Origin of the sequence: Paenibacillus rhizoplanae (genome assembly GCF_042684125.1) — a bacterium.
Taxonomy (GTDB): domain Bacteria; phylum Bacillota; class Bacilli; order Paenibacillales; family Paenibacillaceae; genus Paenibacillus_AQ; species Paenibacillus_AQ rhizoplanae.
In genome coordinates, this window is record NZ_JBHUKY010000021.1 from 145359 (window position 1) to 171740 (window position 26382).

Annotated in this window: 28 protein-coding genes; 19 read left to right on the top strand and 9 right to left on the bottom strand. The window is 53.2% G+C overall.

Annotation, left to right across the window (positions count from 1 at the left end; all coding sequences use genetic code 11):
- Positions 1-42: 42 nt before the first annotated feature.
- The 5 genes from ACFSX3_RS10875 to dnaN all read left to right on the top strand — a co-directional run bounded on the left by ACFSX3_RS10875 (position 43) and on the right by dnaN (position 4730).
- Positions 43-402 (top strand): BlaI/MecI/CopY family transcriptional regulator, encoded by a 360-nt coding sequence (locus tag ACFSX3_RS10875; protein ID WP_209985560.1) that lies wholly within the window; start codon positions 43-45, stop codon positions 400-402.
- Positions 399-1826, top strand: a complete 1428-nt coding sequence (locus tag ACFSX3_RS10880) for a M56 family metallopeptidase (RefSeq protein WP_209985563.1) — start codon at positions 399-401, stop codon at positions 1824-1826. The genes ACFSX3_RS10875 and ACFSX3_RS10880 overlap by 4 nt, the downstream gene beginning before the upstream one ends.
- Positions 1827-1939: 113 nt before the next feature.
- A complete protein-coding gene (locus ACFSX3_RS10885) occupies positions 1940-3151 on the top strand; it encodes a chromate transporter (protein ID WP_209985566.1) in 1212 nt (403 codons plus the stop codon).
- Positions 3152-3398: 247 nt separating this feature from the next.
- Positions 3399-3575, top strand: a complete 177-nt coding sequence (locus ACFSX3_RS10890) for a ribbon-helix-helix protein, CopG family (RefSeq protein ID WP_209985569.1) — start codon at positions 3399-3401, stop codon at positions 3573-3575.
- Positions 3576-3602: 27 nt separating this feature from the next.
- The gene (dnaN, locus tag ACFSX3_RS10895; protein ID WP_209985572.1) at positions 3603-4730 is read left to right on the top strand and encodes a DNA polymerase III subunit beta; all 1128 of its coding nucleotides are present in this window, start codon (positions 3603-3605) and stop codon (positions 4728-4730) included.
- Positions 4731-4820: 90 nt separating this feature from the next.
- Here dnaN and ACFSX3_RS10900 read toward each other — a convergent pair whose 3' ends face one another.
- Positions 4821-6236 (bottom strand): metallophosphoesterase, encoded by a 1416-nt coding sequence (locus tag ACFSX3_RS10900; protein WP_209985575.1) that lies wholly within the window; start codon positions 6234-6236, stop codon positions 4821-4823.
- Positions 6237-6513: 277 nt separating this feature from the next.
- Here ACFSX3_RS10900 and ACFSX3_RS10905 point away from each other — a divergent pair, with 277 nt between their 5' ends.
- Positions 6514-7113: a nitroreductase family protein gene (locus ACFSX3_RS10905; protein WP_209985577.1), complete on the top strand. Its 600-nt coding sequence runs from the start codon at positions 6514-6516 to the stop codon at positions 7111-7113.
- A 79-nt stretch (positions 7114-7192) separates the two neighbouring features.
- Entirely contained in the window at positions 7193-7387 is a 195-nt protein-coding gene (locus ACFSX3_RS10910) for a DUF2188 domain-containing protein (protein WP_209985580.1), read from the top strand.
- A gap of 114 nt (positions 7388-7501) precedes the next feature.
- Here ACFSX3_RS10910 and ACFSX3_RS10915 read toward each other — a convergent pair whose 3' ends face one another.
- Together ACFSX3_RS10915 and ACFSX3_RS10920 are read right to left on the bottom strand one after the other, a co-directional pair.
- On the bottom strand, positions 7502-8707 hold the full coding sequence (locus ACFSX3_RS10915; RefSeq protein WP_209985582.1) for a foldase protein PrsA: 1206 nt from the start codon (positions 8705-8707) through the stop codon (positions 7502-7504).
- Between the two features lie 260 nt (positions 8708-8967).
- Positions 8968-9303, bottom strand: a complete 336-nt coding sequence (locus tag ACFSX3_RS10920) for a LytTR family transcriptional regulator DNA-binding domain-containing protein (RefSeq protein ID WP_209985585.1) — start codon at positions 9301-9303, stop codon at positions 8968-8970.
- 184 nt (positions 9304-9487) lie between these two features.
- On the opposite strand from ACFSX3_RS10920, the gene ACFSX3_RS10925 reads away from it, so the two are divergent.
- The gene (locus ACFSX3_RS10925; protein ID WP_209985588.1) at positions 9488-10594 is read left to right on the top strand and encodes a lactonase family protein; all 1107 of its coding nucleotides are present in this window, start codon (positions 9488-9490) and stop codon (positions 10592-10594) included.
- Between the two features lie 128 nt (positions 10595-10722).
- Here the strand turns inward: ACFSX3_RS10925 and hfq are convergent, their stop codons facing one another.
- Positions 10723-10944 (bottom strand): RNA chaperone Hfq, encoded by a 222-nt coding sequence (hfq, locus tag ACFSX3_RS10930; RefSeq protein ID WP_051478328.1) that lies wholly within the window; start codon positions 10942-10944, stop codon positions 10723-10725.
- Positions 10945-11056: 112 nt separating this feature from the next.
- On the opposite strand from hfq, the gene ACFSX3_RS10935 reads away from it, so the two are divergent.
- On the top strand, positions 11057-11728 hold the full coding sequence (locus ACFSX3_RS10935; protein ID WP_209985591.1) for a phosphatase PAP2 family protein: 672 nt from the start codon (positions 11057-11059) through the stop codon (positions 11726-11728).
- A gap of 23 nt (positions 11729-11751) precedes the next feature.
- Here ACFSX3_RS10935 and ACFSX3_RS10940 read toward each other — a convergent pair whose 3' ends face one another.
- Positions 11752-12252 carry a hypothetical protein gene (locus tag ACFSX3_RS10940; RefSeq protein ID WP_209985593.1) on the bottom strand — a complete coding sequence of 167 codons (501 nt, stop codon included), beginning with the start codon at positions 12250-12252 and terminating at the stop codon, positions 11752-11754.
- 193 nt (positions 12253-12445) lie between these two features.
- Here ACFSX3_RS10940 and ACFSX3_RS10945 point away from each other — a divergent pair, with 193 nt between their 5' ends.
- Positions 12446-13501, top strand: coding sequence for an FUSC family protein (locus tag ACFSX3_RS10945; protein ID WP_209985596.1), 1056 nt, complete (start codon positions 12446-12448; stop codon positions 13499-13501).
- A gap of 86 nt (positions 13502-13587) precedes the next feature.
- Positions 13588-15945 (top strand): RNA polymerase recycling motor HelD, encoded by a 2358-nt coding sequence (helD, locus tag ACFSX3_RS10950; protein ID WP_209985600.1) that lies wholly within the window; start codon positions 13588-13590, stop codon positions 15943-15945.
- An 82-nt stretch (positions 15946-16027) separates the two neighbouring features.
- Here the strand turns inward: helD and ACFSX3_RS10955 are convergent, their stop codons facing one another.
- The 3 genes from ACFSX3_RS10955 to fsa all read right to left on the bottom strand — a co-directional run bounded on the left by ACFSX3_RS10955 (position 16028) and on the right by fsa (position 18481).
- Entirely contained in the window at positions 16028-17224 is a 1197-nt protein-coding gene (locus ACFSX3_RS10955; RefSeq protein ID WP_209985603.1) for an MFS transporter, read from the bottom strand.
- Between the two features lie 12 nt (positions 17225-17236).
- Complete coding sequence (locus tag ACFSX3_RS10960; protein WP_209985606.1) at positions 17237-17680, bottom strand: MarR family winged helix-turn-helix transcriptional regulator; 444 nt, start codon at positions 17678-17680, stop codon at positions 17237-17239.
- Between the two features lie 153 nt (positions 17681-17833).
- Positions 17834-18481: a fructose-6-phosphate aldolase gene (gene fsa, locus ACFSX3_RS10965; protein ID WP_036694437.1), complete on the bottom strand. Its 648-nt coding sequence runs from the start codon at positions 18479-18481 to the stop codon at positions 17834-17836.
- A 230-nt stretch (positions 18482-18711) separates the two neighbouring features.
- On the opposite strand from fsa, the gene ACFSX3_RS10970 reads away from it, so the two are divergent.
- The 3 genes from ACFSX3_RS10970 to ACFSX3_RS10980 are packed head-to-tail and all read left to right on the top strand — an operon-like array spanning position 18712 to position 20263.
- Positions 18712-19179: a hypothetical protein gene (locus tag ACFSX3_RS10970; protein ID WP_379312868.1), complete on the top strand. Its 468-nt coding sequence runs from the start codon at positions 18712-18714 to the stop codon at positions 19177-19179.
- Positions 19163-19717, top strand: coding sequence for a macro domain-containing protein (locus ACFSX3_RS10975; protein WP_209985611.1), 555 nt, complete (start codon positions 19163-19165; stop codon positions 19715-19717). The genes ACFSX3_RS10970 and ACFSX3_RS10975 overlap by 17 nt, the downstream gene beginning before the upstream one ends.
- 45 nt (positions 19718-19762) lie before the next feature.
- Positions 19763-20263: a GNAT family N-acetyltransferase gene (locus ACFSX3_RS10980; protein ID WP_379256681.1), complete on the top strand. Its 501-nt coding sequence runs from the start codon at positions 19763-19765 to the stop codon at positions 20261-20263.
- Here the strand turns inward: ACFSX3_RS10980 and ACFSX3_RS10985 are convergent.
- Positions 20254-20451: a hypothetical protein gene (locus tag ACFSX3_RS10985; RefSeq protein ID WP_209985617.1), complete on the bottom strand. Its 198-nt coding sequence runs from the start codon at positions 20449-20451 to the stop codon at positions 20254-20256. The two genes, ACFSX3_RS10980 and ACFSX3_RS10985, sit on opposite strands and share 10 nt — an antisense overlap.
- A gap of 125 nt (positions 20452-20576) precedes the next feature.
- On the opposite strand from ACFSX3_RS10985, the gene rpiA reads away from it, so the two are divergent.
- The 5 genes from rpiA to ACFSX3_RS11010 all read left to right on the top strand — a co-directional run bounded on the left by rpiA (position 20577) and on the right by ACFSX3_RS11010 (position 26341).
- Positions 20577-21257, top strand: coding sequence for a ribose-5-phosphate isomerase RpiA (gene rpiA / locus ACFSX3_RS10990; protein WP_209986366.1), 681 nt, complete (start codon positions 20577-20579; stop codon positions 21255-21257).
- A complete protein-coding gene (locus ACFSX3_RS10995) occupies positions 21226-21732 on the top strand; it encodes a VanZ family protein (protein ID WP_379256680.1) in 507 nt (168 codons plus the stop codon). Before rpiA ends, ACFSX3_RS10995 begins: the two co-directional genes overlap by 32 nt.
- A 43-nt stretch (positions 21733-21775) precedes the next feature.
- Positions 21776-22216, top strand: a complete 441-nt coding sequence (locus ACFSX3_RS11000) for a GNAT family N-acetyltransferase (protein WP_209985620.1) — start codon at positions 21776-21778, stop codon at positions 22214-22216.
- Positions 22217-22733: 517 nt separating this feature from the next.
- Positions 22734-23186 (top strand): MarR family winged helix-turn-helix transcriptional regulator, encoded by a 453-nt coding sequence (locus tag ACFSX3_RS11005; protein WP_209985623.1) that lies wholly within the window; start codon positions 22734-22736, stop codon positions 23184-23186.
- Positions 23183-26341: an MMPL family transporter gene (locus ACFSX3_RS11010; protein ID WP_209985626.1), complete on the top strand. Its 3159-nt coding sequence runs from the start codon at positions 23183-23185 to the stop codon at positions 26339-26341. The genes ACFSX3_RS11005 and ACFSX3_RS11010 overlap by 4 nt, the downstream gene beginning before the upstream one ends.
- Positions 26342-26382: the final 41 nt, after the last annotated feature.

Sequence of the window (26382 nt, forward strand, 5' to 3'; positions counted from 1 at the left end):
ATCGTTAGGTCTACTACAATAAACTTATAAGGAGTGAACGGAATGGAACCGTACAAATTATACGATGCAGAATATAAATTCGCCTGCCTTATCTGGGATCATGAGCCTATTAATTCTACAGAGCTCGTGAAGCTGAGTCTCTCGGCGCTGGGCTGGAAGAAGTCCACGACCTATACCGTATTAAGAAAGCTATGCGAGCGGGGGATTCTGAGGAATGAGGGGGCAATGGTCACAGCCGTCATCCCGAAGTCGGAGGCTCTGCGGCACGAAAGTCAGACGGTAGTGGACAAAGCCTTTGGCGGGTCGTTGCCGCAGTTTTTGACCGCTTTTCTCGGGGATAAGAAATTATCGGCCAAGGAAGCGGCGGAGCTGAAGAGGATTATCGAGGAGGCTTCCCAATGACGGACCTGTGGATCAGTATTCTGAACATGAGCATTACCGCCAGTTATGTGGCCGTTGCCGTGATGCTGGCGAGAATCCTGCTGCGGCGCGCTCCCAAAATCTTCTCCTATATGCTGTGGTCAGCAGTAATGATCAGGCTTATCCTTCCGGTCAGCTTCACTTCAAGCTTCAGTATCCTGAAGCTGGCAGGGCCTGCGGGCTCGTCCGGCACAGGACAGATGCAATTCGTTCCGAAGAACATGGGCATGCAGGCGCAGCCTGCGGTGGACACCGGAACGGCTTCTGCGGGAAGTCTGTTGAACAGCCTGCTTCCGCCGGCTGCACCTGCAGCAAGCGTGAATCGGGTGCAGATCATCCTGTGGGCCGGCAGCATGATCTGGCTGATAGGCGCAATAACACTGCTGCTGTACAGCGTGTTCTCTTATGTAAGAATCATGCGCAGAGTCCGTACGGCAACCCTTGTGAAGGGGCATGTTTTTGAGACCGACCAGATTATGACTCCTTTCGTCTTCGGCTTCTTGAAGCCAAGGATCTACATTCCGGCCGGAATGAGTGAACAGGAGCTGTCCCATATTCTGCTGCATGAGCAGACTCATATTGACAGACGGGATTATCTGGTCAAGCCGCTTATGTTCCTGCTGGTCATTCTCCATTGGTTCAACCCGCTGATGTGGCTGTCTTTTGTGCTCATGAGCAAGGATATGGAGATGTCCTGTGATGAAGCGGTGATCCGGAAGCTGGGTCCGCAGGTTAAAAGCAGCTACTCAGGCTCCCTGCTCGGTTTCTCGGTGCGCCGAAGCGGGCTTATGACGGGTAGCCCGCTGGCTTTTGGAGAGAGCAGTGTAAAGGCCCGGATCAAGCATATTCTCGCATACCGTCAACCGACCTCAAGGAGCATGGCCGCTTGTACCCTGGTTATTGTGCTCTTGCTTATTGGATGTACGGCCAATCCCAAGACTGTGGAGCACCCGGCGCAAGTGTCAGATTCCGGTTATTCGGTGGATCAGCTGCTGGAGAGCAAAACAAAGTATATTGGCGACGCCAGTAAAGTCACAGCGCTGCTTGGTGCGATGCCGCTGCCGCAAGGCCTGGAGAGGGCTGGCATTGAGCTGACAACAGGTTCCCGCCCGTATGCATTAACCATCAATTATAAAGTGAACGATATTAAGGGAATGTGGAACGATGAGCTTCAGGCTTTAAGCCGGGAGCCTCTCCTGCATAATTCGATCTTGCTGTTCAGCCTGATTGATAACGCGGATATTATAAATTACTCGCTTGCTGATGAAGGAATAAACTACAGCTTCAAGTTTACGAGAGAAGAGATTGATAAGCTGCTTGGAGAGGACGTCCGCCCTTATGGAGCGGATGAGGTTGGCCTTCGTAAGCTGATTGACCGGCTGGAGAGTGTCAAGCTGACTCCTTAAATGCCGATTTTTACAGAACATTTACGAAACACTGCTGCACCTTTTATCCAATGCTTGAACGCGTATGATAATCTGGAATGAGGTATACATTCTAGGGTCAAGGGAGCAATAGTATGCAAGCAGAGAAGCAGGCGGTGCCGGGAGAACATCGGAAGGGGAAGGCTGGGGCGTTACTTGAGATCCTGTTTGTATCGGCCCAATTGGGTCTTACCTCCTTCGGCGGACCGGTCGCCCATCTGGGTTATTTCCACAATGAATATATCCGCCGCCGGAGATGGATGGATGAACGGAGCTATGCGGATCTGGTAGCGCTCTGCCAGTTCCTACCGGGTCCCGCGAGCAGTCAGGTGGGGATTGGCATTGGAATGGTGCGGGCAGGCTGGCTGGGTGGTATAGTGGCTTGGCTGGGCTTCACTTTGCCTTCCGTCCTTGCGCTGGTCGCGTTTGCCTTCCTGCTGCAGGGCTATGATATTGCTGGTGCAGGCTGGATTCACGGTCTGAAGATCGTAGCTGTAGCAATTGTTGCCCAGGCCATCCTTGGCATGGGGCAGAAGCTGACCCCGGACCGGGAAAGAATAGCCATCGCGGTTATAGCAACAGGTGTTACATTATCATGGCAGACGGGCTACAGCCAGATTCTCACGATTGCTGTAGCGGGCATAGCCGGGTTATGGCTGTACCGCCACAGTTCTACGGAGAACGTGACAAATCTTCCGATCCCCATCCGCCGGTCGTCTGGCATCGTTTGTTTAGCATTGTTCGGCGTACTCCTGATAGTGCTCCCGTTCCTTAGAGGGACGGCTGAGGCGGGAGGAATGGCGATATTTGACAGCTTTTATCGTTCTGGTGCCTTAGTGTTCGGCGGTGGACATGTCGTGCTTCCGCTGCTGGAACAAGAAGTTGTTCCTACCGGCTGGGTGAGCCAAGCCGATTTCCTGGCGGGATACGGGGCCACACAGGCCGTACCGGGTCCGTTGTTCACTTTTGCAGCCTATCTTGGGGCAATGACCGCCGGTGTTCCCGGGGCCATCGTGGCCACGCTCGCGATTTTCCTGCCAGCCTTTCTGCTGGTTGCGGGCGCATTGCCTTTTTGGAACAGCTTAAGAAGGAGCCCCCGGATGCAAGGAGCCTTAACCGGAATCAATGCTGCTGTGGTCGGCATCCTGCTTGCCGCCTGGTATGACCCCCTGTGGACGACAGCCATTCTCGCGCCTTTGGACTTCGCCCTGGCTGTCATTCTGTTCGTGATGCTGGTCTTCTGGAAGCTTCCGCCCTGGGTGGTTGTGGTGGCCGGTGCGGCGGGTGGAATGGTGATCGGGTGGTGACTTAACCGTATAACTCATGAAATGCTTTATATTGAACTGGCCATTGCGTAGTTGCATGGTCAGTTTTTTGGTATAATGCCAGGTTCATCATCCATTCGTAACATTGTAAGTTCAAAGATCATGTGATAAAATAATAATAAGGATATAGAAAAAGGTAACCTAAATCAAAAAAAAGAGAGGACAAAACAAATTGAGTCAAAATGAACTAAAGATAGGTCTTTCCAATAAAGAAGGCCAATTAGGGTTCATGTCTGCAAGAGGAGGTCCCCGGGAGGGAGCAGGCCGCAAGAGCATAGGCGTAACGAAAAAAGTATCGGTAACCTTAACTAATGAGCTTTGGGAGAAGGTCGAACAGCATTGCGCAGAGCATAAATTATCCCGGTCGGAGCTTATCCGATCTCTGATTGAGTCTAGTGATTTGTAATGTAGCTTAAGGAAATAGGTGAAGCCCGTGCGGATCAACGTAAGCAAGGATATTCTTCTCAAAGCTCTTCAGCAAGTGCTAAAGGCTGTACCGGCAAACCAACGGATTCCCATACTGGCAGGGGTTCATATACAAGCTCTAACCAACGAATTAATAGTTACCGCAAGCAATAGCAGTATGACTATCCTGTACCGGATTCCCGGTGAAGATAGCTCTTTGACGGTTCAGAGAATTGGAGAAGTGGTTGTACCGGCAAGGTATTTTTGTGAAATAATACGTAAGTCTGATTCTGGGATGATTACTTTGGAAGTCGACAGCTCCTTACGGCTCAGCATATCCTCAGAACATACACAAATCCGGTTATGCGGAATGGATGCTGTAGATTATCCGGCGATACATCCTGCTGAGAATCATGCTGCACTTAAATTAGCAGTTAATAATCAACTATTGAAGGATTCCATCCTACAGGTGGCAGGAGCGGCTTCTTCATCAGAACATAGGCCTGTGTTGACTGGGGTATCTTTTCAGTATCGAAATCATCGGTTACAGTTAACGGCTACTAACGGTGTTCGTCTGGCTTCCCGGACTATAGATGTGGAACATGATGCTGAGATGGAGAGGCATATTATTGTTCCTGGCAGAAATTTAGTTGAAGCGGTTAAAATCATGGATGGCGAGGACAGAACAACAGAAGTTGAAGTAACCAACCGTCATATTAGATTCACTGCTAACCATATTATGGTTCAATCTGCTTTAATTGAGGGGGAGTACCCGTCCCTGCACCATGTGATTCCGCACACTTTTATATCAGAGATTACGATTGGAACAGCCCCTCTGTTAAAAGCCGTCGAACGGACAACGGTATTGGCCAGTGAAAGTATTATAAGGTTAGAGACCACTGCCGATACACTACGTTTGTTATCCCAAACCGCAGAAATCGGAGATATTGAGGATGAAGTATCAATACTCGAGAAGAACGGGGAGGATTTCACGATCTCGCTAAATGGAAAGTATGTGGCAGACATCCTACATGGTACGAGTAGTGATTTCATACGCTTGAGATTCACCGGCAAAATGAGCCCGATGGTCATACACCCGTTGAATGATCTTTCTTCAACTTTTTTTCTAATTACTCCAGTGCGAACCGCAAAGTAAGCGTTAGGTATAGCCCTGTTATCCGTAATTCTTAACTATGTACCAATTCGCACAAGGAATTGCCGAACGTAAGGGAGGCTTTGCTGTCTGCTATTGTGTAGTCAGAACCATCTCCAGCGAGGTATTGCTCACTTCTGCATGCTCCGCCATACTGCGGATGTATCCGGACATGAAGCCGCCCTCCATACTCTCCCACAGCTTGAATCCCGGCATCGACCGGATCTCCTCCAGCGAATCAGCAGCGTTCCCGGCAAAATACTTCACGTTCAGCTTCGACATCACCTCTGCCATCGACTGCTTCTGAGCTTCTGTGAAGCTGCTCTCCTTCAGCTTGTTCATCGCTTTGTCATACGAATTCTCTGCGAAGATCTGCTCCGCATACGCTTTGAAGTTTAGCAGGTGCGGATCAGTCTTATGTTTGGCCTTGGCCCAGCCGTCAACATCTACTTGAGCGGTGTGGTAGGTCACTGCCCGCGATGCGGGATCGAAGGTCATTCTGCCGTACTGGTGCGGGTTCACCGCGAAGGCGCTTGTAGCAATATCATAGACAGGCAAGGCCGGATCTATCGAGGCTGCTGGAGGATCGCGGCGGATATCCTGCATATGAATATGCCCGGATAATACCAGATTTAGCCCGTTTTTGCGAAAAGCCTTCATCGTCTCCTGGCCGTTATTAAGCTTGAACCCGGATACAGCCATGGAGGTATGGCTCAGCAGATTATGATGCATCACGGTAATCACAGACGCATGCTCCTGAGCGGCCAGCTTCATATTGTCGTCAATCCAGGCAAGGGTGGAGGGCAGAAGACGCCCGTCGGTCTGCGGAAAATTATATTCTTCGTTATGCGCATACTGGGCACTGTCAAGCATCAGCAGCCAAAGGCCGGGAGCTGCCTTCACGACATAGCTTAAGCTGTCTTTATCCCGCGAGACTGCTTCGTTATATCCGAAATCGTCATAGATGCGCAGGAAATCCTCTACATTAATATGCTTGGCAACGACCTGCTTGTCACCGTCGAACGATCTGGCCCAGGGGTTGTTAATATCATGATTACCCGGAGTCACGTAGACGCGGGTTCCGGCAGCCTCCATCCGGTGCAGCTTCGCGGCCAGCTCCTTATGACTACCCGCTTCACCGTTATTGGTGAGGTCGCCACTCAGAATGAGGAAGGCCGGCTTGTTCTGCTCCACATCACGGACCAGTGCTTCGGTCAGCTCATCGCTGTAGGGGAGCATTTTGCCATCGCCGCCTGTGACATAGGTCTGGAAGGCTTGACCGCCATCCTCCAGGGCTTTGTCCAGATAATGCGTATCGGTGGCGACCCAGAAGGATACAGGTTCTCCGGATTCTGTAGCAGGGGTCACGGCCTCTGCGGCCGCTGGAACAGCGTCCAAGGCAGAAGAAGCGGAGTCTTTACATCCGCTGAGGATGAGGAGGGAAGGGAGGAGCATCATTAAGATGAGCTTCACCGTAAGGGTTGTGCTCTTATGAAGAAAAGCGCGCATGGCTTAACCTTCTTTCTGTATTTTAGCTGAATCATTGTAGCTTATTTATGACCGGATTGTATATACGATATGTTAGCCGTTGTTTCTGAACCTCCAGAATAGCTTATAGAAAATAGTGGAAGGTGCATAAATGAACTCAATTCAGCGACACTAAGAGCGGATATACAAATAAAGAGCTTGTGCAGGAAAATGTTGTGAACGATGTGTTGTATTCAGACCGGAAAAGTGTTATAATTAAAAAAAGTAAGTTACTTAATTAAATGGAGGTAGTTATTTTATGTCTAAGACTTTTTTTGAAGCGGTAAAAGGTAGACGTTCCATATACGCCATCAGTAAAGAATCCCCAATCTCTGATGAACAAATCCAAAAGATTGTAGAAGAGGCTGTTCTACATAGCCCAACTTCCTTCAACTCGCAAAGCTCCAGAGCTGTAGTATTACTGGGCGAACAACATGATAAGCTGTGGGATATTACGGCAGAAACCCTGCGTAAGATCGTTCCTACTGAACAATTCGAAGGTACTGCCCAGAAGCTGTCCTCCTTCAAAGCAGGCTACGGCACTGTGCTCTTCTACGAAGATCAGGCAGTGGTGAAGCACCTGCAGGAGAACTTTGCACTGTATGCTGAGAACTTCCCGATCTGGTCCAACCAATCCTCCGGGATTCTGCAATACGTAGTATGGACTGCCTTCGCCGAAGAAGGTCTGGGAGCTTCCCTTCAGCACTATAACCCGCTGATCGACGATGAAGTGAAGGAGACCTTCGGTATTTCTGCGGACTGGAAGCTGATTGCCCAGATGCCATTCGGTAACATCCTGACTCCTCCAGGCGAGAAGGAATTCCAGCCGATTGAAGAACGCGTGAAGGTAATGAAGTAAGTAAATCTTGCGATAAGCAGTTTAGAACCTCCCTGATCCGGCTAAGTATGAATATAGCCCGATCAAGGAGGTTTTTGTTATGCCATGGAATAAGGAGAACTACCCGGATTCACTGAAGAACTTCACTGCACCTGTTCGCAACAAAGCGGTGGAGATTGCCAATGCGCTGCTGGAGGACGGATATGACGAGGGGCGGGCCATTGCCATTGCTACCGCACAAGCCAAAGAGTGGGGCGAGAATCACGATAAGCAGATCCGTAAAAAGGACCACTGACAACTCAGTCTGGACGGCGGTAGTCAGGCTTATATCTGTACACAAGCAAAGAGGACAAGCGGGTATCCGCCTGTCCTCTTTGTATAAATAGCTTGTACACCAATACAGTATTCGTTATTTCGTAGCTGGTGCTTCCGTTGCAGCAGCAGGAGCTTCACTTGCTGCCGGAGTAGCGGATGCATCCGGTTTGTCAGTCAGTGTATTCGTGATCTTGGAATTCTTGTTCAGATCCGCCAACCAGGTAGCAGACATCTCAGACACTTTTTGTGCAATTAGAGTCTTTTTGATCTCATCTTTCTTCTCGGCGAGTGTATATTCCTTGGCTTCCTTGCGGTCGGTAACCTTGATAATGTGGTAGCCATACTCGGACTTCACTGCACCGCTGGTTTCGCCAACCTTCATCTTGAAGGCAGCATCGGAGAATTCAGCAACCATGTCTCCGCGTTTGAAGAAGTCAAGATCGCCGCCTTTGTCCTTGGAGCCGGTATCAGCGGATTTTTCCTTGGCCAATGCGGCAAAGTCTCCACCCTCTTTGAGCTGCTTAACAATGGCTTCGGCTTCTTCCTTAGTCTTCACTAGAATGTGGGAAGCGCGTACTTCCTCTTCCTGATTGTATTTAGCCTTATTCTCGTCAAAATATTTAGAAATATCTGCGTCGGTAATTGTGATCTTAGGTTCGATTAGCTTGCGGATCTCAACCTGGAGCGGCATTTGCTTCTTCAGATCTTCAATCGTCATCGAGCTCTGCTGCAAAGCGTTATTGAGCGCTTCCTCGCCGCCGAACTGGGTTTTGAGATCTTCGATTTCCTGATTAATGTCAGCATCGGTAACCTTAATGTTGGCCTTCTTGGCTTCCTGGCCTACAAGTGTGGTAGTAATCAGGTTTTGCAGGGTGGATTCCCCGCCGGCTTCAACCAATTTATCATATAGCTGCGCTTTGGTGATGTCTGTTCCGTTCACGGAAGCAACGGCAATTTTGCTGTCATCTTTCTTGAAGGGCTGTACGATCAGTACTACGATCAGCGCTGCTGCGAGTACGAGCGATGCAATCATCCAGCCTTTACCGCCGCCGGATGCAGCAGGTGAGGAAGGAGGAGTACCTCCGCCGCCGACTTTGTTCATCACGGGAACGCTTTCTTCAACTCGTGGAGCTTGCGGTCTGCCGGAGCCCTCAGCTGCGGCTTGTACAGGTTCCTGCGGTACAGAGGCTGTTCCTGCAGTTTGAATTTCTTCTGCCGGAATAATCACAGAAGCGTCGTTCTCTTCCGGCGTAATGCCGTTTTCTAGCTTTTCATTTTCATTGAAATCTTTTTTGTCCATTATAATTAATGACTCCCTTCAATATAGGTGGTGCCTGTCTTTCTACAACTTTACCAGAAAACAGAATTCCAAACCTTAAGAAAGTATAAAAAAGCTGAATTACTTTTTAAGATTCCATTAAGAAACAGGTAAACACAGGAAAAACCGGAGCAGCACGGGTGTCCCCAGATGCGCTCCGGCCTGATGAGAGAGACTGTAATGAATCCATGAATAGAATGGTGTATCCCCAAGCTGTAGATGTCTGCGGGCAGGTGCCGGTTCTAGGAGCCCAGTCCTTTAAGCAGATGACGGATGTTCTCCTGCTTACGTCTGGGAACACGTACAGACTTGGCATATAGGCCCATTTCACCGAAGTAGATGCAGTCGTCCTCGATGGAACTGATCTTGTTCAGGTTCACGTAGCAGCTCCCGTACACGTGATAATAGCTGTTGCTCGACAATAAGCGGTTCAGTTGCTCGGCAGTCATTCTCTTTTTAATATTGTAGTTTCTGCCGTGAAAAATGACCAGGTCATGGTCCCCGACCTTAAAGAACAGAATGTCTGTCTCCACCTCGAAGTCCTCATATACATTTCTGGCTTCCAGCAGGCTGCTCATTCGTGTTCCCCCTTTATCTTGATTAATAACATTAATGTTAGCGCTTTCATTATATCATACTCTGAATGACTTGAGAAGTCTTATTTTTGAAATGTTTTTTGTCATTTTTTCCGTTGCATTTGTCATACCTCACGAAAAAATGTAAATTATATAGATGGCTGTTTAACATGAGGAGGAATTCTAGATGAACGAGAAGACGAAGCTGCTGTTATTTACCGGTTCGTATGCCACCGCAGAAGAGAGCGGAATCCAGGTGTTCGCTTTTGACGGTGAAGCCGGGGGTACTCTGGAGCGGCTGGATACCGCAGAAGGCCTGACGAATCCTACGTTTGTCAATGTGGACCCTTCCGGCCGGAAGCTGTACGCCATAGGGGAGAAGCCGAATGGAACGGGAGGCAAGGAAGGGGAGGTTATAACCTTCGCTATCGATCCTGAGACCGGCAAGCTGAGCGAATTGCAGCGGATTCAGACTATGCCTTCTGAAGGCAAAGGCCAGAGCACGACCTGTAACATTAACCGGGACGCCAAGAATGAACATCTTATAGTGTGCAGCTATCACGGGGGATCGGTTGGACTCCTCACGCTGGACCAAGAAGGACTGCCGGTAGCATTGACGGATACTGCCCAGCATACCGGACATGGAGCGACACCAGGCCAGGACCGCCCGCATCCGCATTCGGCGATCTTCAGCCCCGATGGACGTTACCTGTTCGTCTCGGATCTGGGACTGGATCTGATCCGCAGCTACCGGATAGATGCAGAAGCGGGAACCTTTGAAGCGATTGGAGATACCCCGCTGCATGCCGGGGCAGGACCGCGGCATTTCGTATTTCATCCAGACGGGAAGTCCGCGTACGTCATTAATGAGCTGGACAGCACGGTCACATCATTCCTGTATGATGCTGCGGCAGGAACCCTGAAGACTGCTGCTACCGTATCCACACTGCCTGAAGGATATGGGGCCGACCAGAACAGCTGTGCAGAGATCGCATTCTCTAAGGATGGCAAATATCTGTACGGCTCGAACCGCGGACATGACAGCATCGTTCAATATGCTGTGAATCCGCAGACGGCCGGGCTGACTCTGGTAGAGCATGTATCCACCAAAGGCGGACATCCCCGTCACTTCACGGTTACACCGGATGGAGCTTATCTGATTGTGGCCAACCGGGATGGCAATAATCTGGTCGTCTTCTCCCTGGACGAAGGCAGCGGCCGCCTGAGCTTCACCGGCAATACAGCCGAGCTGTCGAAGCCGGTATGCGTGATGCCGGCGGTCTTCCCCGCATAGGAGAGGCTGCCTGACCCTGAGGAGTCAACGGCAAAAGGAACACCGGGATGCTGCTCCGGTGTTCCTTTTGAGTTCCTGTACGGTTCATTTGTAGTAGCTTAGGTTAGAATGTGCGCCGTGCAGACAGCTTATTTGAGTGAGACGGGCTTCAGCGGCACCACGGTAGAGACTGCTGATTTGAAGAGTACATTCTGTCTCCCGTCACCCTGACCCTGCAAGGTGATCGTATAAGCGTCATAAGAGGTTACCAGTCCCTGCATTTTGACTCCGTTAGTTGTAAAGATCGTCACAGGCATCTTTGTTGAGATGCACTGGTTCAACAAACGTTCCTGCAATTTTAGACTTTCCACTTGGCAGCACTCCATCTTTAATTGAAATAATTTCTCCAGGCCATTATAACACGGCACAGACCTTCCCAGGAAATGTGTTCATAAGGCCTGACAAATAGACAAGGGGGTAGTTATGCTATATTATCATTACTGGTCCCGTGGATTCCGGTGGTTTATAGGGTTTTTGCTGGCTTTTATCCTGATTGCATTACTGGTTAAGCTGGGCGGAGCCCGGGGCTTCGACGATGCGGTGATCCGGTTCGTGCAATCGATGGAATCCCCGCCGCTGACGGCGCTGGCCAAAGGCTTATCTCTGGTCGGCTCCTCGAAGCTGGCGGTCGGGATCTCCCTGCTGACCATGCTCATACTCTTCTTCGCCCTGAAGCACCGGCTGGAGCTTGCCTTGTTCCTGTGGGTAGGCCTTGGCTCACAATTGCTGAACACGCTGCTGAAGCTGTGGTTCCACCGGGAGCGTCCCACCATCCACAGGCTGATTGAGCAGGCGGGATACAGCTTCCCCAGCGGGCATTCGATGGCAGCCTTCTCGTTATATGGAGTCATTGCCTATCTGCTATGGCGGCATATGCATAGCCGGAGCGAGCGGTTACTGCTGATTCTGTTCACTGTGCTGATGACGGGGGGGATCGGCTGGAGCCGGATTTATCTGGGGGTGCATTATCCGAGTGATGTGGTCGGCGGCTATGCCGCGAGCGGAGCCTGGCTGATGCTGTCGGCTGCCTGCTTCGAGGCTTACCGGAATCACAAGGCGAAGCCGCATAACATAAAGAATGCCCGGAAGAAGTAGTCTTCCGGGCATCTGCAGCCTGTTCAGGGGGCCTTCGTTGCAGCAGGCGGCGGTGACGGCTTGCCTTGGTGAAGCTGGGCTACACGGCTGAGGCTGCGCTTGATCAGCGTTGGCAGGCCTGGCTTTAGCTTCGCCGCGTCTTCCTGCGTCAGCTTCCCTTCCTTGACGAATCCATCCAGCTTCAGGCTGGCGGCATCGCTCAGCTTCTGGACATACTGGTCTTGGCTCCAGCCTTTCTTCTCCTGGGCCAGGCCGGTCAGGGTCTTGCCCGACTTCAGGCTGGTAATCAGCTCTTCACGGCCCATTCCGAGCAGCTCAGCCGTTTCACTGATAATGAAATGGCCTCCGGCCCTGAAATTCCGGTCTGCGCTGCGGGGAGGGGCATGCTCTCTGCCGGTATGCGGGGATACTGGCGGAGGGGTTGCAGTGCCTTTGGGCAACTGTTCGCCATAGGCGGCAGCAGGAGCTATAGTAAGCATCATGGCTGCTGCCCATGCGGTTATCGTGCGGGTCGTTTTTTTCATGAATACACCTCTTCTGATGGTTGTAGTTACTACCCGGTATAACAGTATTCCCTGAAAGCTGAAAGAATCCTGAAGCCCGGCTTAAGACATACTAAAATTCGCCAGCGTAGATCATGGGTAATAACAGGATATACATAAAGGATGAACATCCGCAGTAATTATGATAAGCTTCAAGCTCTTGGGAGGGATGGACTTGGCTTTCGGTGCCCGCATACTCAAAACAGGAATGGCCGTAACGCTTGCCCTTTATCTGTCCGTTCTATTCAACTTCGCCTCTCCTGTCGGTGCGGCTATTGCGGCAATCTTTGCCATGCAGCCGTCCATTTACAGATCATGGCGGTATTTCCTGGATCAGATCCAGACCAGCACGATGGGGGCGGTGATAGCGCTGCTTGCCGGAATGCTGCTCTCCAATGAACCGATTGCGGTTGGACTGGTATGTATCCTGGTGATTATGATCAGCATGAAAATGAACCGCGCCGATACGATCGGCCTGACGCTGGTCACAGTCATCTCTGTCATGGAGGCTTCCGGTCAGTGGCAGTTCGCATTAACCCGGTTCCTGCTGACTTTGACCGGGATTCTGTCGGCATTTATTATCAATATTTCCGTATTTCCGCCGCAGCCGCGCAAGCAATACATCCAGCAGATTGAGAATGTGTTCACCAGCCTGTCGCTGCTGCTGCGGACGGCGGTGTCGCATGAGATGAAGGAAAGTGTGTTCCGGGATGAGAAGAATGGCCTGGAGGGCTCGATTAAAGCGCTGGCTGATAAATACGCGTTGTTTGAGGAAGAGCAGAAGCAGCTCCGCAGGGCTAAATACAGTCAGACGAGACAGATGGTAGTCTACAAAAACCTGCTGAATTCCCTGCAAAAGGGCTATCAGGTGCTTGAGGCGATTGACCGGCATTATTTCCAGGCTGACCGGACGGAGCAAACGGATGAGCTGTTCGACCGTCATCTGGAGCAGCTGATTAAGTATCATGAGTACATTCTGCTGAAATTCGAGGATAAGCTGAAGCCGGGGGCTAATGACTCCGAGCCGCTGGCGGAGGATAATGACCGCTTCCTGAAATCCGCCATTAACGGGTATGATCCGCAGAAATCCGGGCAGCTCCGTCTGTCGGTAGTGGCGGCGGCCATCTATGACTACGGCTATCAGCTGGAGCGTCTGGACAAGGTGGCCGACCAGATCCACCGCATGAACGCAGAAGACAAGGAAAGTGTTGTGCTGAGTGAGAAAATTTAGAGCGTAAGATTATATGGCAAAAACTTGTAAAAGGACTACAGAGTTGGTAACATTGTTAGTCAACCTTCCGAAGGGGATGAAATGAATTGGATAAACATGATCACGAGTGGCAAAAGGAGCAGGAGCGGGTAAGTGACATCACCAAGCTGCTGTCTACCCATATCCGGCTGCTGTCAGAGGAGCTGGGACTCCACCGCACGGATGTCGTGGATATGCGCAAAGACTTCTGGGAAGAGGTCACAGTGAACTTCAGCAGCCCCGACGACCTGGGGGAGACTTCAACCAGTCTGCGGCAGCAGGCACAGATTCTGAACGAACGCGAACGCCATCATCTGCAATCCAGCAAGTCGCTCAAAAAATATAAAAAGCTGGTGGTATCGCCCTATTTTGGCCGAATTGATTTCTCCGAGGCGGGGGATGCTGCGGCTGACACCATCTATCTGGGCATCGGTTCGCTGATGGAGGATAACGGGACCTTCCTGATCTACGATTGGCGCGCGCCTATCTCGAGCCTGTATTATGACGGGGCACCGGGACCTGCATCCTATGCGACGCCGGGCGGACAGATTACGGGCACCATGGAGCTGAAGCGCCAATTCGTGATTGACAACGGTGAGATTGAAGTCATGTTCGACACGGGCGTCACCATCGGCGATGAGCTGCTTCAGCAGGTGCTGAGCCACAGCGCCGATGACCGGATGAAATCGATCGTAGCTACTATCCAGAAGGAGCAAAACGCGGTTATCCGTAATGATAAAAGCCGGATGCTGGTTGTGCAGGGAGCTGCCGGCAGCGGCAAGACTTCTGCGGCGCTCCAGCGGGTAGCCTATCTGCTCTACAAGTACCGTGAGGTGCTTCAGGCGGATCAGATGCTGCTCTTCTCGCCTAACCCCTTGTTCAACAGCTATGTATCCACTGTGCTGCCTGAGCTGGGGGAAGAGAATATGCAGCAGACGACCTTCCAGATGTATCTGGAGCACCGGCTGGGCCAGGAATTTCAGCTGGAGGATGTGTTCAGCCAGACGGAGAGTCTGCTGAATGCCCCGGACGGAGAGGAAGCGTTCATACGCCGGGAAGGCATTGCTTATAAATCATCGGTGTCCTTCCTTAGTGCTATCCGGCAATATGTGAATTTGCTGGAGCATGAAGGCATGCTGTTCAAGCCGCTGATGTTCCAGGGGAAGGCCGTTGCCTCTAAGGAAGAGATGGAGCGCCAGTTCTACAGCTATGACCCGGGCATCAAGCTGGCGAACCGGATTGAGCTGATGACGGGCTGGCTGCTCAAAAAAATTGCGGCCTTCGGCGTAGAAGAGCGGAGTGCGGCCTGGGTAGACGAGCAAATTGAGCTGATGGATAACAGCGATTATCAGCGGGCCTACAACCAGATGCGCCGCAAGGGCGGAGGGCATAACGACAGCTTCGATGATTATGAGGCGGAGCGAATCCTGCTGGCCCGCTACGTGGTCAGCCAGCGTCTTAAGCCGCTGCGCGGCTGGACCAAGCGCGGACGCTTCGTGGATGTGAAGGCGCTGTACAGCCGCTTATTCGAAGGTCGTGAGCTGATTGAGAGCCTGGATACCCGCCAGCCGCTGCCAGAAGCGTGGGATGAGATCTGCGCACAGACGCTGGCTGCGATTAGGAGCAATGAGCTGGCCTATGAAGATGCGACGCCGTTCCTGTATTTGAAGGAGCTTAGCCAGGGCTTCCGGACGAACACGCTGATCCGTCATGTCATTGTCGATGAGGTGCAGGATTACTCGCCGTTCCAGCTGGAATTCATGCGCCGCCTGTTTCCCCGGGCCAAAATGACCGTGCTCGGCGACCTGAACCAGGCGATCTATGCCCAAGGCGAGGTGCTGGGAGATCTGGCGGGGCTGGTGAGTATCTATGGTGAAGAGAACACTGAGGTGATCTCCTTGACCCGCAGCTACCGTTCTACGTATGAGATTGTTGAATTCACGCGGGCGATGATTCCCGGTGGCGAGAAGATCGTACCCTTTCACCGCCGGGGGGAGGAGCCGCTCCTGACGCTGGTGGACAGTGAAGCGGATCTGCTCTCCTCAGTGGAACAGGATGTGCTGAAGCTTCATGCAGAGGGTTATCATTATGTGGCCGTGATCTGCAAGACAGCGGAAGAGAGCGCACAGGTGCACCGTGAACTGGAGAAGCGGCTGCCGGTGCGGCTGGTCACGAAGGAAACACCTAATTTTCAAAAAGGGACGCTGGTGCTTCCGGCCTACCTCGCCAAGGGTGTCGAGTTCGATGCTGTAATCATCTATAACGGTTCCGCTGAGAAATACGGGCGTGAACATGAACGTAAGCTGTTCTATACCGCCTGTACCCGGGCGATGCATCTGCTTCATATCTACAGTCTGGGAGAGCCAAGCCCGTTCATGCCTGCTGCTGTGCGTGAAACGGTTACGGCTGGTACGCAGGAGAAGTGAGAAATAGGTATGAAAAGACAAAACCGCCTGCGCGTGTGACGCGAGGCGGTTTTTGTCTTTTCCACGGAAGTGTAGCTTCCTGCTATCCCTGTAGGGCCGCTTTGTGCTTACGGGATCGCTGAGTCACGAGTACCATAAGATAAACAGCGAGCAGCAGGAGAGGTGCCAAGATCGAATACCGGTACATTACGGCGTAGCTGGTGAACATGGCGACAGCACCGAGCAGTATGGAGCCGATGGCGACACCGAGATCCAGGGAGTTCAGGAACATTCCGTTGGCTAACCCGCGCTGGCGCGGCTCGACAGACTGGATCATCCAGGTCTGGAGCGCAGGCTGCATGGAGCCGAAGCCGAAGCCGTAGCATAGAGCAGCCGGGAACAAGCCCGCCGTTGTGGAGGCGAAGGACAGCAGCAGCAGGCCGGCGACGATGAACAGGCTTCCCGGGATGAGCAGGGCAGCCGGGCCGAAGCGGTCATAGATTCTGCCGGACAGCGGCCGGATCACTAGGATGGCTACGGCATTGAACAGGAAGAAGTAAGCGATATGCTGGAGGTGCTTCTCTTGCCCGTAGAGCGCCAGGAAGCCCAGCAGCCCGCCGTAAGAGATCGATAAGAGGAAGTTAAGCAGGCAGGGAAGCAGCAGCCTGCGGTAAGGATTGCTTCCCGCAGCTGCAGCCGGAACTGCGGGCGGCTCCAGATGTCCGCCAGGCAGTGACTTCGCCAGGCGGAAGCCCATCGGCAGGATCAGAGCAAGCGCGACAGCCGTCCCCAACAGCAGGGACCCGAATCCTGGTCCTTGCAGCAGGCTGAGTCCGATCAACGGGCCAGCCGACATGGCTAGGCTGGTGGATAATCCGAAATAGCCCATGCCCTCGCCCATCCGCCGGATGGGGATAACATCGGAGGCCATGGTCGGGAACGCTGTGCTGGCCATACCGAAGCCTATGCCGAACAGCATGCGGAATAGCAGCAGGGTGAAGATGCTGCCTGCGAAATAATATCCCGCCACCGCAGACAAGGAAATGGCAAGGCCGAGGAAGATCAGCAGGTTGCGCCCGCCTTTCTCCATGGCTCTGGCCGAGAAGAGGCGGGAGGCAATCGCACTGAAAGCGAACAGGCTGGTGACAAGGCTGACCTGTACGGATGAAGCATGCAAAGCACTTTCCGCATAAGCCGGAAGGGTAGACAAGGTCATCTGCAGTCCTATGAACAGCAGGAGATTGCAAAGGGTGAGTGTAATGAAGGATGTAGTCCATAGACGTTCAGATGATTGATTCAAGTGTTTTGACTCCTATTCCTGATGTATATTTCCGGTGTTGTGATAGATTTGCTCCAGCATACTGCGGAGATCTTCAAGCTGCTGCGGCTGCAACCCGGATACAGCCATATCTATAGTCTGCTGCTCCAGTGCTATAGTGTTCTCGATTAACGCCTGCCCCTCTGCGGTGGCGTAGAGCTGGAACGCCCTGCGGTCCTCCGGGTTGGCTGTTTTGGTAATGAAGCCTTTCTTGAGCAGGAGCTCCACGATCCGGGCGGTGGTCGGCTGGTCTTTGGCGGAGGCAACGGCAACCTCCTTCTGGCTGACTCCGCTGCGGTCACAGATCATCAGCAGGGTGGACCATTGCTCGGGTGTGATGTCATACGGCTTCAGCGCCCGGGCGAAGCTCACTGAGATTCTCCGATGGGTGGAGCCCAGCAGGAAGCCGAGGAATTGCTGAGGTGAGGAAAGAGTCATAAATGAACTGCTCCTTTGAAATTACTTGTTACAACAAGTATAAGCATAACAAGTAAATGGGTCAAGGCTGTATGGCGTCCGTCCAATCTAACAACACCAAAAAAGCCCCGCTCCGCATAATGCGGAAAGGGGCTTGAACTTTATGCTTTGTTTTTAAACCTGTGGAACCTTCTCCCAGTCCTTGAGGAAGCGTTCGATACCATTATCGGTCAGCGGGTGCTTCCAGAGCGATGGCAGGAGTGATCCCGGGATGGTAGCGATGTGAGCGCCGGCAATGGCAGCTTGCTCCACATGGGCAATGTTGCGGATACTGGCGGCGATGATCTCGGATTTCAGGTCGTAGTTGGTCAGAATCGTCTTCAGATCCTTGATCAGCTTCATGCCGTCTACACCGATATCATCCAGACGTCCGACGAACGGACTGATATAAGTAGCTCCTGCCTTGGCGGCCATGAGGCCTTGAGCAGCGGAGAATACGAGCGTTACGTTGGTTTTGATGCCTTTTTTGGTCAATTCATAACAAGCTTCCAGACCATCTTCGGTCATAGGCAGCTTGATGACCACGTTCGGAGCCCATTCAGCGATCTCGTAAGCTTCCTTAAGCATCTCTTCAGCCGTAAGACCGATAACCTCAGCGCTTACAGGACCAGGGACAATCGCTACGATCTCTTTGATTACGTCCTTAAACAATCTGCCTTCCTTGGCAATCAGCGACGGGTTCGTCGTTACGCCATCCACTAATCCGAGGCGGGTAATACGTTTGATTTCCTCAATATTTCCGGTATCCAAGAAAAATTTCATTTCCAGGTATCCTCCCTTGATTTCGTATGGATTTGACAAAACAGCAGGCTCCACTTCATTATGAGACATGCCACGTGAAGTTTCAACTGTTAATTTGAATCTCTCAAAATAACTTTATGGAATCGGCGCAAAAAATTGTTTTTACATGGGTAGGACCATTCCCGGCTACTTCTGTCCATGATACTATAGAAGCGGTATTGTTCATTACAGGCGATGGGCTGGTGACAGGAATGTATACTTTGATTGTGGGAGCGGTGCTGTTTCTGCTGCTCACGGCCGGAATTATTGCTTATCAGAACAGCAGAATTCTTGCGGAGCAAGAGACACATGCTTCCAGGACACATACCGGCAATCTGATGTATTCGGTATATAATCAGAGGTTCTCTGCGGACGAGGAGCTGCCGGAAGCTGTACCGCTGTTTCAATTCACGGTGTATGAGCGCGGGGAAGAAGACCTGCCGGAGGCAGAGGCGGGAACGACCCGTGCCCTATGTAGGGTTGCAGCCGGTACGGGCGAGATGGCGTTATCTGATGCGCAGAATTATATGCTGGGCATTCTCCGCCAGGCCGCAGTGCAGGGGGGCCGGCTTACGCATGTTTCTTTTTCAGGGAAGGCTGCCCGCAGGGGTGAGAAGGAACTGATTCAGGCGATGGAGACTGCGGCGAAGGAGGAGACCCGCTATGCAGATCAACGTTAATGATGTAGTCCTGTCTGTGCAGGAGGGTGATATAACCGCCTGGCAGGGCGAGATGATCGTCAACGCCTCGAACTCCGGTCTGTATGGAGGCGGGGGAGTGGACGGGGCTATACACCGGGCCGGGGGCCCGGGAATTGCGGAGGAATGCGCGGTTATCCGCCAGAAGCAGGGTGGCATCCTTCCCGGCGAAGCTGCGCTCACCAGTGCGGGGCGGCTTGCTTTTCGCGGAGTGATACATACGGTTGGGCCGATCTGGAAGGGCGGTAAGGCCGGTGAAGCGGCTGTGTTGGCCAGATGCTATAAGAGCAGCCTTGATTTGGCCTGCGCCCATGGGGTGAAGAGCCTGGCTTTTCCGAACATCAGCACGGGCATTTACAACTTCCCGAAGGAGCTGGCCTGTAAAACGGCGCTGGAAGCTGTAGTTGGGTATGTCCGCGCGAAGAGCCCGGCAGAGATGCCGCTGCGGCAGATCGATTTCATCTGCTTCGAGCATGAGAATGCCGGGCTGTACGGGGCGATGTTTGGGAATTATAGCTGAACAGACGCTGGAGAACCGATAGAAAAGATGAAGGAGTGCGTTACCTTGAACCCTGTAACTGAAGTGAATTTCGTGCGCGTTGATCCGCACAACACAGATTTGAGAGCGCTGGTCGACCAGCTCGATAAGGATTTGAAGTCCCGTTATCCGCATGAGATGATCTATGGTGTGGATTTCTCTGACCCTAAGGTGCAGGAGATGACGTTCGTGGTCGCGTACCAGAATGAGCGGGCGGTAGGCTGCGGCGCGCTGCGTCCGCTTGATCCGCAGAGCTCTATAATGGAGCTGAAGCGGTTCTATGTAGATCCGGGTTCCCGTAAGCAGGGAATCGCCAGCCGGATGCTGCAGGATCTGGAGGCACGGGCTATCGCCGCAGGATGCGGTGAGATCCGGCTGGAGACCGGCATCAAGCAGCCGGAATCCATTGCCTTATATCTGAAGCACGGCTACCAGCCTATTGACCTGTTCGGGCCTTACATAGGTGATCCGGATAGTATGTGTTACGGCAAAAGCCTGCCTCGGCCAAAGCCCGGGATTCAGGCGTGATACTTGCCCGCTGGGGCGTTCAGTACCCATTCCAGCATTAGAATCAGCTCTTCTAGCCGGTTAAGCTGGGCGCCCAGGGCGGTCCGCTGCGGGTCACCGGGGGGCAGGGGAGTCAGGCGTGACTCCAGGGATCTGCGCTGGAGCGTCATTTCGTTGATTTTGGATTGGATCTGGTTCTCAGTTCTCATGCGGATACCTCCTGATGGATTATTAGTGTCAGGCTGATGGGTAAGGATAAGAATTCCTTGTGGACAGGCACAGCCGATTCCACTTCGTTCATTATAACGGATAACATGGAGGGAATAAAATGAGTATCAATGTGAAACAGCTGGCAGCGGAGAAGGCAGTTGAATATGTGCAGGACGGGATGAAGGTAGGCCTGGGAACAGGCTCAACTGCTTACTGGGCCATCCGCAAGCTGGGTGAGCGGGTGAGCGGGGGCTTGCAGATTACGGCCGTAGCTACCTCACAGGCGTCTGAGGATCAGGCCCGTGAGCTGGGCATTCCGCTGGTAGCGTTCGGTGATGTGGACAGCCTCGACCTGACGATTGACGGGGCGGATGAGCTGGACGGGGCGCTGCAGCTGATTAAGGGCGGCGGCGGTGCGCTTTTGCGGGAAAAGATTGTCGCCATGGGCAGCGCCCGCATGATCGTTGTGGCCGATGAGAGCAAGGCGGTGACCACGCTCGGAAAGTTCCCGTTGCCGGTGGAGATTGTACCGTTTGCCTGGGAGTGGACGGTTGCCGCTCTGGCTAAGCTGGGCTGCAAGACGGAGCTGCGGCGCAGCGGTGAAGACCTGTACAAGACGGATAACGGCAATTATATCGCCGACTGCCGTTTTGTAGCGATTGAATCGGCGGCAGAGCTGGCGCTTGCCCTTCAGCGAATTCCGGGAGTCGTCGAGCACGGCCTCTTCATCGGGATCGCGGATCTGGCGATCATCGGCAAGAGTGACGGCACAATTGAGATTATTGAAGGTGGCCAGGATCGCTAAGCCGCATGCAGGCCGCCGGAAGGGGAAGGCTTCATCAGCCAAGCAGGCGCTGCCGCCCGGACGGCGGTTCCTGGCCTGGCTGCTGCTGATCGCGTATAGCGGAATGCTGCTGTACTGGATGTTCATCGGGTTCGGACGGACGGTTCAGCTGGACGGGCCATTCCGTTACAATCTTGAACCGCTGCGTACAGTGCGTTTATACTTTGATATGAATAACGGATTATCGTCTGCCAACAGGCTGGTGAATCTTCTGGGGAATGTGGCGGTATTCGCGCCGTTTGGCATTCTGCTTCCGCTGGTGGTCACCGGCTCCCGTTCTTTGATCCGGCTGACGCTTCTGTCTGCACTGGGTATCCTTGTACTGGAGCTGCTGCAGATGCTGCTGCATGTCGGGAGCCTGGATATCGACGATCTGCTGCTTAACCTGCTTGGGGTTTGGACGGGTTATGCGCTGCTGCGGCTGGTGCGGGGATAGTGGATTCGCTGGGCTCAGGTATAATTTTAGGAGGATGAGACACATGTTGATAGATTTGAAGCCGCTTGTCGGCACACCGCAGGTGAATGAGCTGCTCTCTTATGCGGTTATAGATGACCCGGATGTGCTGATACGCACTTCGGAGGAATATAGTAAGCTTGCGGCCATGCAGCTGTGCGGCTGGGAGGAGGACGGGCTGCTGCTCGGACTGACCGGGTATGAAGAGACCGAAGACGGCTCGCTCGACATCCGCCATATCGCAGTGCTCCCGGAGAACCGGGGCAAAGGGTACGCGCGCGGCATGATTCTGGAGCTGGTCACCTCCCGTCAGCCGCGTTATCTGGTAGCGGAGACAGAGGACGAGATTGCCGCTGACTTTTACCGCAGCCTGGGCTTCATGGTATACAGCCTGGGAGAGAACGCTGCCGGAATCGAAATGTTCCGCTGTGTCTACGAGGTGGAAGAGACGGAGGACGAGGAGTAAGGCGGGCAGACGGTGTGCGGTAGCGGAACTGGAACTGGAACCCGAACCCTGGCTGCTTTAAACAGTTCTTCATAAACAGCCATTCTGCACATTACAGTGCGGGGTGGCTGTTTTTGCGTTCAAGCACACCAACTTGCAGGAGAATCCTGCATATTATACAACACGGCAGAGCCCGGCTCGGTAAGCGGATGGAAATCCTGCACATTTTGCAACAATACACGGTATAACCCAAGCCAAACCTCCGGAAATCCTGCATAATGTGCAACAAAGTTGAATCCGGACCGCTGATCCGTCACAAATCCTGCATAATGTGCAACAAGTCTGGTATCTGAATGGCTAACGCGGGACAACCATAGTCATTATTTTTCTGGAAATCAGGCCAGATGGAGCTGAGACAGCCCAAATGAATCTCAATGTAAAATTCATGAAAACCAGTTGACTTTTAATGAAAAGGACAATATAGTTTTACTGTGAAACTGTTCGACACGTGAACTAATATGGAAAGGCGGAAGCAGCATTGAAGAAAGACGCAGAAGAATGGATCAATCGCTACGTAGATGCTTATATGGTCGTTACGAGGCAGATCAATGCGCGGCTCCGGGATATTTTTGGCGAAGGTCTGACAACGGACCAATTCCTCATTCTCAGGCTGATCAGCGGGCAGGAGAAGTGCACCTCGACGTATCTGGCTGAAGCAGTCGCCGTTGGCAAAAGCTCGATTACTGCCATCATCAACCGGCTGGATGAAGCCGGGATGATTCAGCGGACCCGGGACGAGAATGACCGCAGGCAGGTGTATCTGACCATGACGGAATACGGAGAGAGTGTCTACAAGACCTCTGAGAAGCAGATGCAGCAGGTGATCTCCCCATACTTGTTCCACTTCGAGGATGACAATATAGAGCTGTTTATTACGATGTTTGAGAAGCTGGCATTTCTGATGCAGGATGCAGGGGGGAGAAGCAATTGAGAACGATTTTGAAGGCAAGATGGGCGGTTATCGCGGTGTGGGTGGCTGTGGCGGTAGTGCTATTCCTCACGGCTCCGGGGATGTCCGATCTGGTGCGCGAGAAGGGGCAGATCACTGTTCCGGCTGGCTATACCTCATCGCGGGCTGCGGAGATTATGAAGGAGGTCGCTGCGGCTAAGGACGGGGAGACGGTGCATCAGGTAGCCCTGGTGTTCCATAAGCCTGAGGGGCTGACGGCCGCAGACACCGAGAGTATTAAGCAGGGTGTTGAGAAGCTGGCCGGGAACAAGGATTCCCTTAAGCTCGGCGCGATTACAGATCCGTTCGCACAGCCTGAGTTGAAGGATACGCTAATTGCTGGGGACGGCAAGACGATTATGGTGGCATTGTCGGTGCAAGGCGGAGAAGCGGCGGTCAAGGAGCTGCCGGGCAAGTCTGCTGAGCTGCTAAGTAACGTTACGGCGGAGCATTATATGACCAGTGAAGGGCTGATTACGGAGGATACGATTGCCAGCTCGGAAGCCGGTCTGAAAAAGTCGGAATATATCACAGTCGTGTTTATTCTGCTGATTCTGTTCGTGGTGTTCCGTTCGTTCGTTGCTCCGTTCGTGCCGCTGCTGACGGTGGGGCTGAGTTATATCGTGTCCCAGTCGATTGTCGCGTTCCTGGTGGACCGCTTTGACTTTCCGCTATCGACGTTCACCCAGATCTTCATGGTGGCTGTCATGTTCGGGATCGGGACCGATTACTGTATCCTGCTGATCAGCCGGTTCAAGGAGGAGCTTGCTCATTCGGAGGATACACAAAGCGCGATCATCGCCACTTACCGGAAGGCCGGTGGAACGGTGTTCTATTCAGGGCTGGCCGTCTTCGTCGGCTTCGTGGCGATCGGCTTGTCCAAGTTCATGCTCTATCGTTCGGCGGTGGCGGTGGCGGTCGGCATAGCGGTGATGCTGCTTGCACTTGTGACCGTTGTGCCGTTCTTCATGGCGGTGCTGGGTCCTAAGCTGTTCTGGCCCTCCCGCGGCAAGCTGGAGCACAGTGAGAGCCGGATCTGGGGAGCGGCCGGTTCGTTCTCGCTGAAGAGACCCTGGGCTGCGCTGCTGATCGTTGCTGCGGTTGTGGCACCGTTCCTGCTTACCTACAGCGGGAAGCTGAGCTTCAACAGCATGGATGAGATCGGGCCTAACTACGCCTCGGTCAAAGGATTCAATATTATATCCGAGAGCTTCGGTCCGGGTGAATCCATGCCGGGCAAAATTGTCATTAAGAATGACGACCGGATGGACACTGCTGAGTACATGGGCCTTGCAGAGAAGATCAGCCGCGAGCTGGAAAAGGTGGATGGCGTTAAGGCTGTGCGCAGCATGTCCCGGCCTACCGGGGAGCAGATTAATGACTTCCTGATTCCTACTCAGGTGGCTACGCTGGCGGACGGTCTGGATCAGAGCAGTGAAGGGTTAACCAAGATCCAGAGCGGGCTGAGCGAAGCAAGCAAGCAGCTGAAGGACAATGGGCCTAAGCTTGCCGAGGCCGCCTCGGGCAGCGCGAAGCTGACAGAAGGAACGGCTGAGCTGAAAAAAGGCATTGACGCGCTGGGCGATGGCCTAACGCGGATCGAGGAGGGTATCCGCAGCGGCGGGGCCGGAGCGGGAGAGATCAGAGCCGGCCTGGCGCAGGCAGCAGGCAGTGCGAAGCAACTGGCACAGGCCAATGCCGCGCTGCTCGAAGGGTACAAGAAGATCGGCGGCGGCCTGACAGCACTGAACGGGGGCCTCACCGGTCTGCAGACACAGCTTCAAGGCGTGGCAGATGCGCTTAACGGTCTGGGAGCTTCCTTCTCTGGACTGGAAGCCGCCTATCCGGAGCTGCTCCAGGATGTGAATTACCAGACGATCAAAGGTACAGTTACGCAGAGCGGTACGGGAGCTGCGGGACTTGCCGGAGGACTGGGCCAGATCTCGGCCCAGCTGAGCGGTGCGGCGGCCGGATTGACGGAGGCCAATGCCGGATATTCCAAAGCGGCAGCGGGTCAGGCTGCGCTGGCGAAGGGGCTGGATCAGCTCGTAGCCGGTATCGGCAAGCTGCAGTCCGGGCTGAAGCAGGCGGCAGACGGCCAAGGGCAGATTGTCGGCAAGCTTCCGGCGATCACTGCCGGGCTTACACAGCTCCAGGGCGGGCAGAAGCAGCTTGCCGACGGGTTCGGTGAGCTTACAGGCCAGCTTGGCCAGCTAACGGACGGACTGACCCAAAGTGCGGATGGTCTGGGACAAATCACCGGAGGCTTAAGCTCAGCGCAGGACTACCTCAAGCAGATTCAGGATGCCAAAGATGATGAGCTGAGCGGGTTCCTGGTTCCGGCAGAGGCTCTCAAGGCCAAGGGGATGCAGCAGGTATTCGATACCTATCTGTCGGGGGACCGCAAGGTCATGACCCTGGATGTGGTTTTCGCCGGGAATCCATACAGCGCAAAGGCTATTGACAGTGTCGGACAAATTCAGGCTGCGGTTGACCGTGCCGTGGCCGGCACCAAGCTGGAGAATGCGGAGACAGCCATGAGCGGTGTGACCAGCACCTACAATGATTTGCAGACCATCTCCAATGAAGATTACACGCGTACGGTCATTCTGATGCTAAGCGGTATTTTCATCATCCTGGTGGTGCTGTTCCGCTCGATGATTATGCCGCTGTACATCATTGCCTCATTGTTAATCACTTACTTTACGGCACTGGGCATCACGGAAGCGATCTTCGTGCATCTGCTGAACTATTCGGGAATCACCTGGACGACGCCGTTCTTCAGCTTCGTCATGCTGATTGCCCTCGGGGTGGACTATAGTATCTTCCTGATGGACCGCTTCAATGAGAACAAAACCTGGGATGTGCGTGAAGCCATCCTGCACGCCATGCGCAATATGGGGACAGTGATTCTCTCGGCTGTAGTGATTCTGGGCGGTACCTTCGCCTCGATGTACCCTTCCGGAGTCCTGTCGATGATGCAGATTGCTACAGTCGTGTTATCGGGTCTGGCGCTATATGCACTGGTATTCCTGCCGTTCTTCGTGCCGGTGATGGTGCGCATGTTCGGCCGGGCCAACTGGTGGCCGTTCCGTCCGGCGGCTGCGGACGAACACCCGAAATCACTGGATATGTAATATTCAGTATTATATGATGGGTCACAATGATGGAATACAGT

Coding starts and splice junctions, on each gene's coding strand:
- ACFSX3_RS10975 (WP_209985611.1), top strand. CDS start 19,163: ATGCAGATCAACGTTAATGATGTAGTCCTGTCTGTGCAGGAGGGTGAT.
- ACFSX3_RS10880 (WP_209985563.1), top strand. CDS start 399: ATGACGGACCTGTGGATCAGTATTCTGAACATGAGCATTACCGCCAGT.
- ACFSX3_RS10875 (WP_209985560.1), top strand. CDS start 43: ATGGAACCGTACAAATTATACGATGCAGAATATAAATTCGCCTGCCTT.
- ACFSX3_RS10925 (WP_209985588.1), top strand. CDS start 9,488: ATGAACGAGAAGACGAAGCTGCTGTTATTTACCGGTTCGTATGCCACC.
- ACFSX3_RS11000 (WP_209985620.1), top strand. CDS start 21,776: ATGTTGATAGATTTGAAGCCGCTTGTCGGCACACCGCAGGTGAATGAG.
- fsa (WP_036694437.1), bottom strand. CDS start 18,481: ATGAAATTTTTCTTGGATACCGGAAATATTGAGGAAATCAAACGTATT.
- ACFSX3_RS10935 (WP_209985591.1), top strand. CDS start 11,057: ATGCTATATTATCATTACTGGTCCCGTGGATTCCGGTGGTTTATAGGG.
- ACFSX3_RS10905 (WP_209985577.1), top strand. CDS start 6,514: ATGTCTAAGACTTTTTTTGAAGCGGTAAAAGGTAGACGTTCCATATAC.
- ACFSX3_RS10900 (WP_209985575.1), bottom strand. CDS start 6,236: ATGCGCGCTTTTCTTCATAAGAGCACAACCCTTACGGTGAAGCTCATC.
- ACFSX3_RS10940 (WP_209985593.1), bottom strand. CDS start 12,252: ATGAAAAAAACGACCCGCACGATAACCGCATGGGCAGCAGCCATGATG.
- ACFSX3_RS10970 (WP_379312868.1), top strand. CDS start 18,712: ATGTATACTTTGATTGTGGGAGCGGTGCTGTTTCTGCTGCTCACGGCC.
- ACFSX3_RS10985 (WP_209985617.1), bottom strand. CDS start 20,451: ATGAGAACTGAGAACCAGATCCAATCCAAAATCAACGAAATGACGCTC.
- ACFSX3_RS10915 (WP_209985582.1), bottom strand. CDS start 8,707: ATGGACAAAAAAGATTTCAATGAAAATGAAAAGCTAGAAAACGGCATT.
- ACFSX3_RS10920 (WP_209985585.1), bottom strand. CDS start 9,303: ATGAGCAGCCTGCTGGAAGCCAGAAATGTATATGAGGACTTCGAGGTG.
- ACFSX3_RS10890 (WP_209985569.1), top strand. CDS start 3,399: ATGTCTGCAAGAGGAGGTCCCCGGGAGGGAGCAGGCCGCAAGAGCATA.
- ACFSX3_RS10910 (WP_209985580.1), top strand. CDS start 7,193: ATGCCATGGAATAAGGAGAACTACCCGGATTCACTGAAGAACTTCACT.
- ACFSX3_RS10885 (WP_209985566.1), top strand. CDS start 1,940: ATGCAAGCAGAGAAGCAGGCGGTGCCGGGAGAACATCGGAAGGGGAAG.
- ACFSX3_RS10960 (WP_209985606.1), bottom strand. CDS start 17,680: ATGACTCTTTCCTCACCTCAGCAATTCCTCGGCTTCCTGCTGGGCTCC.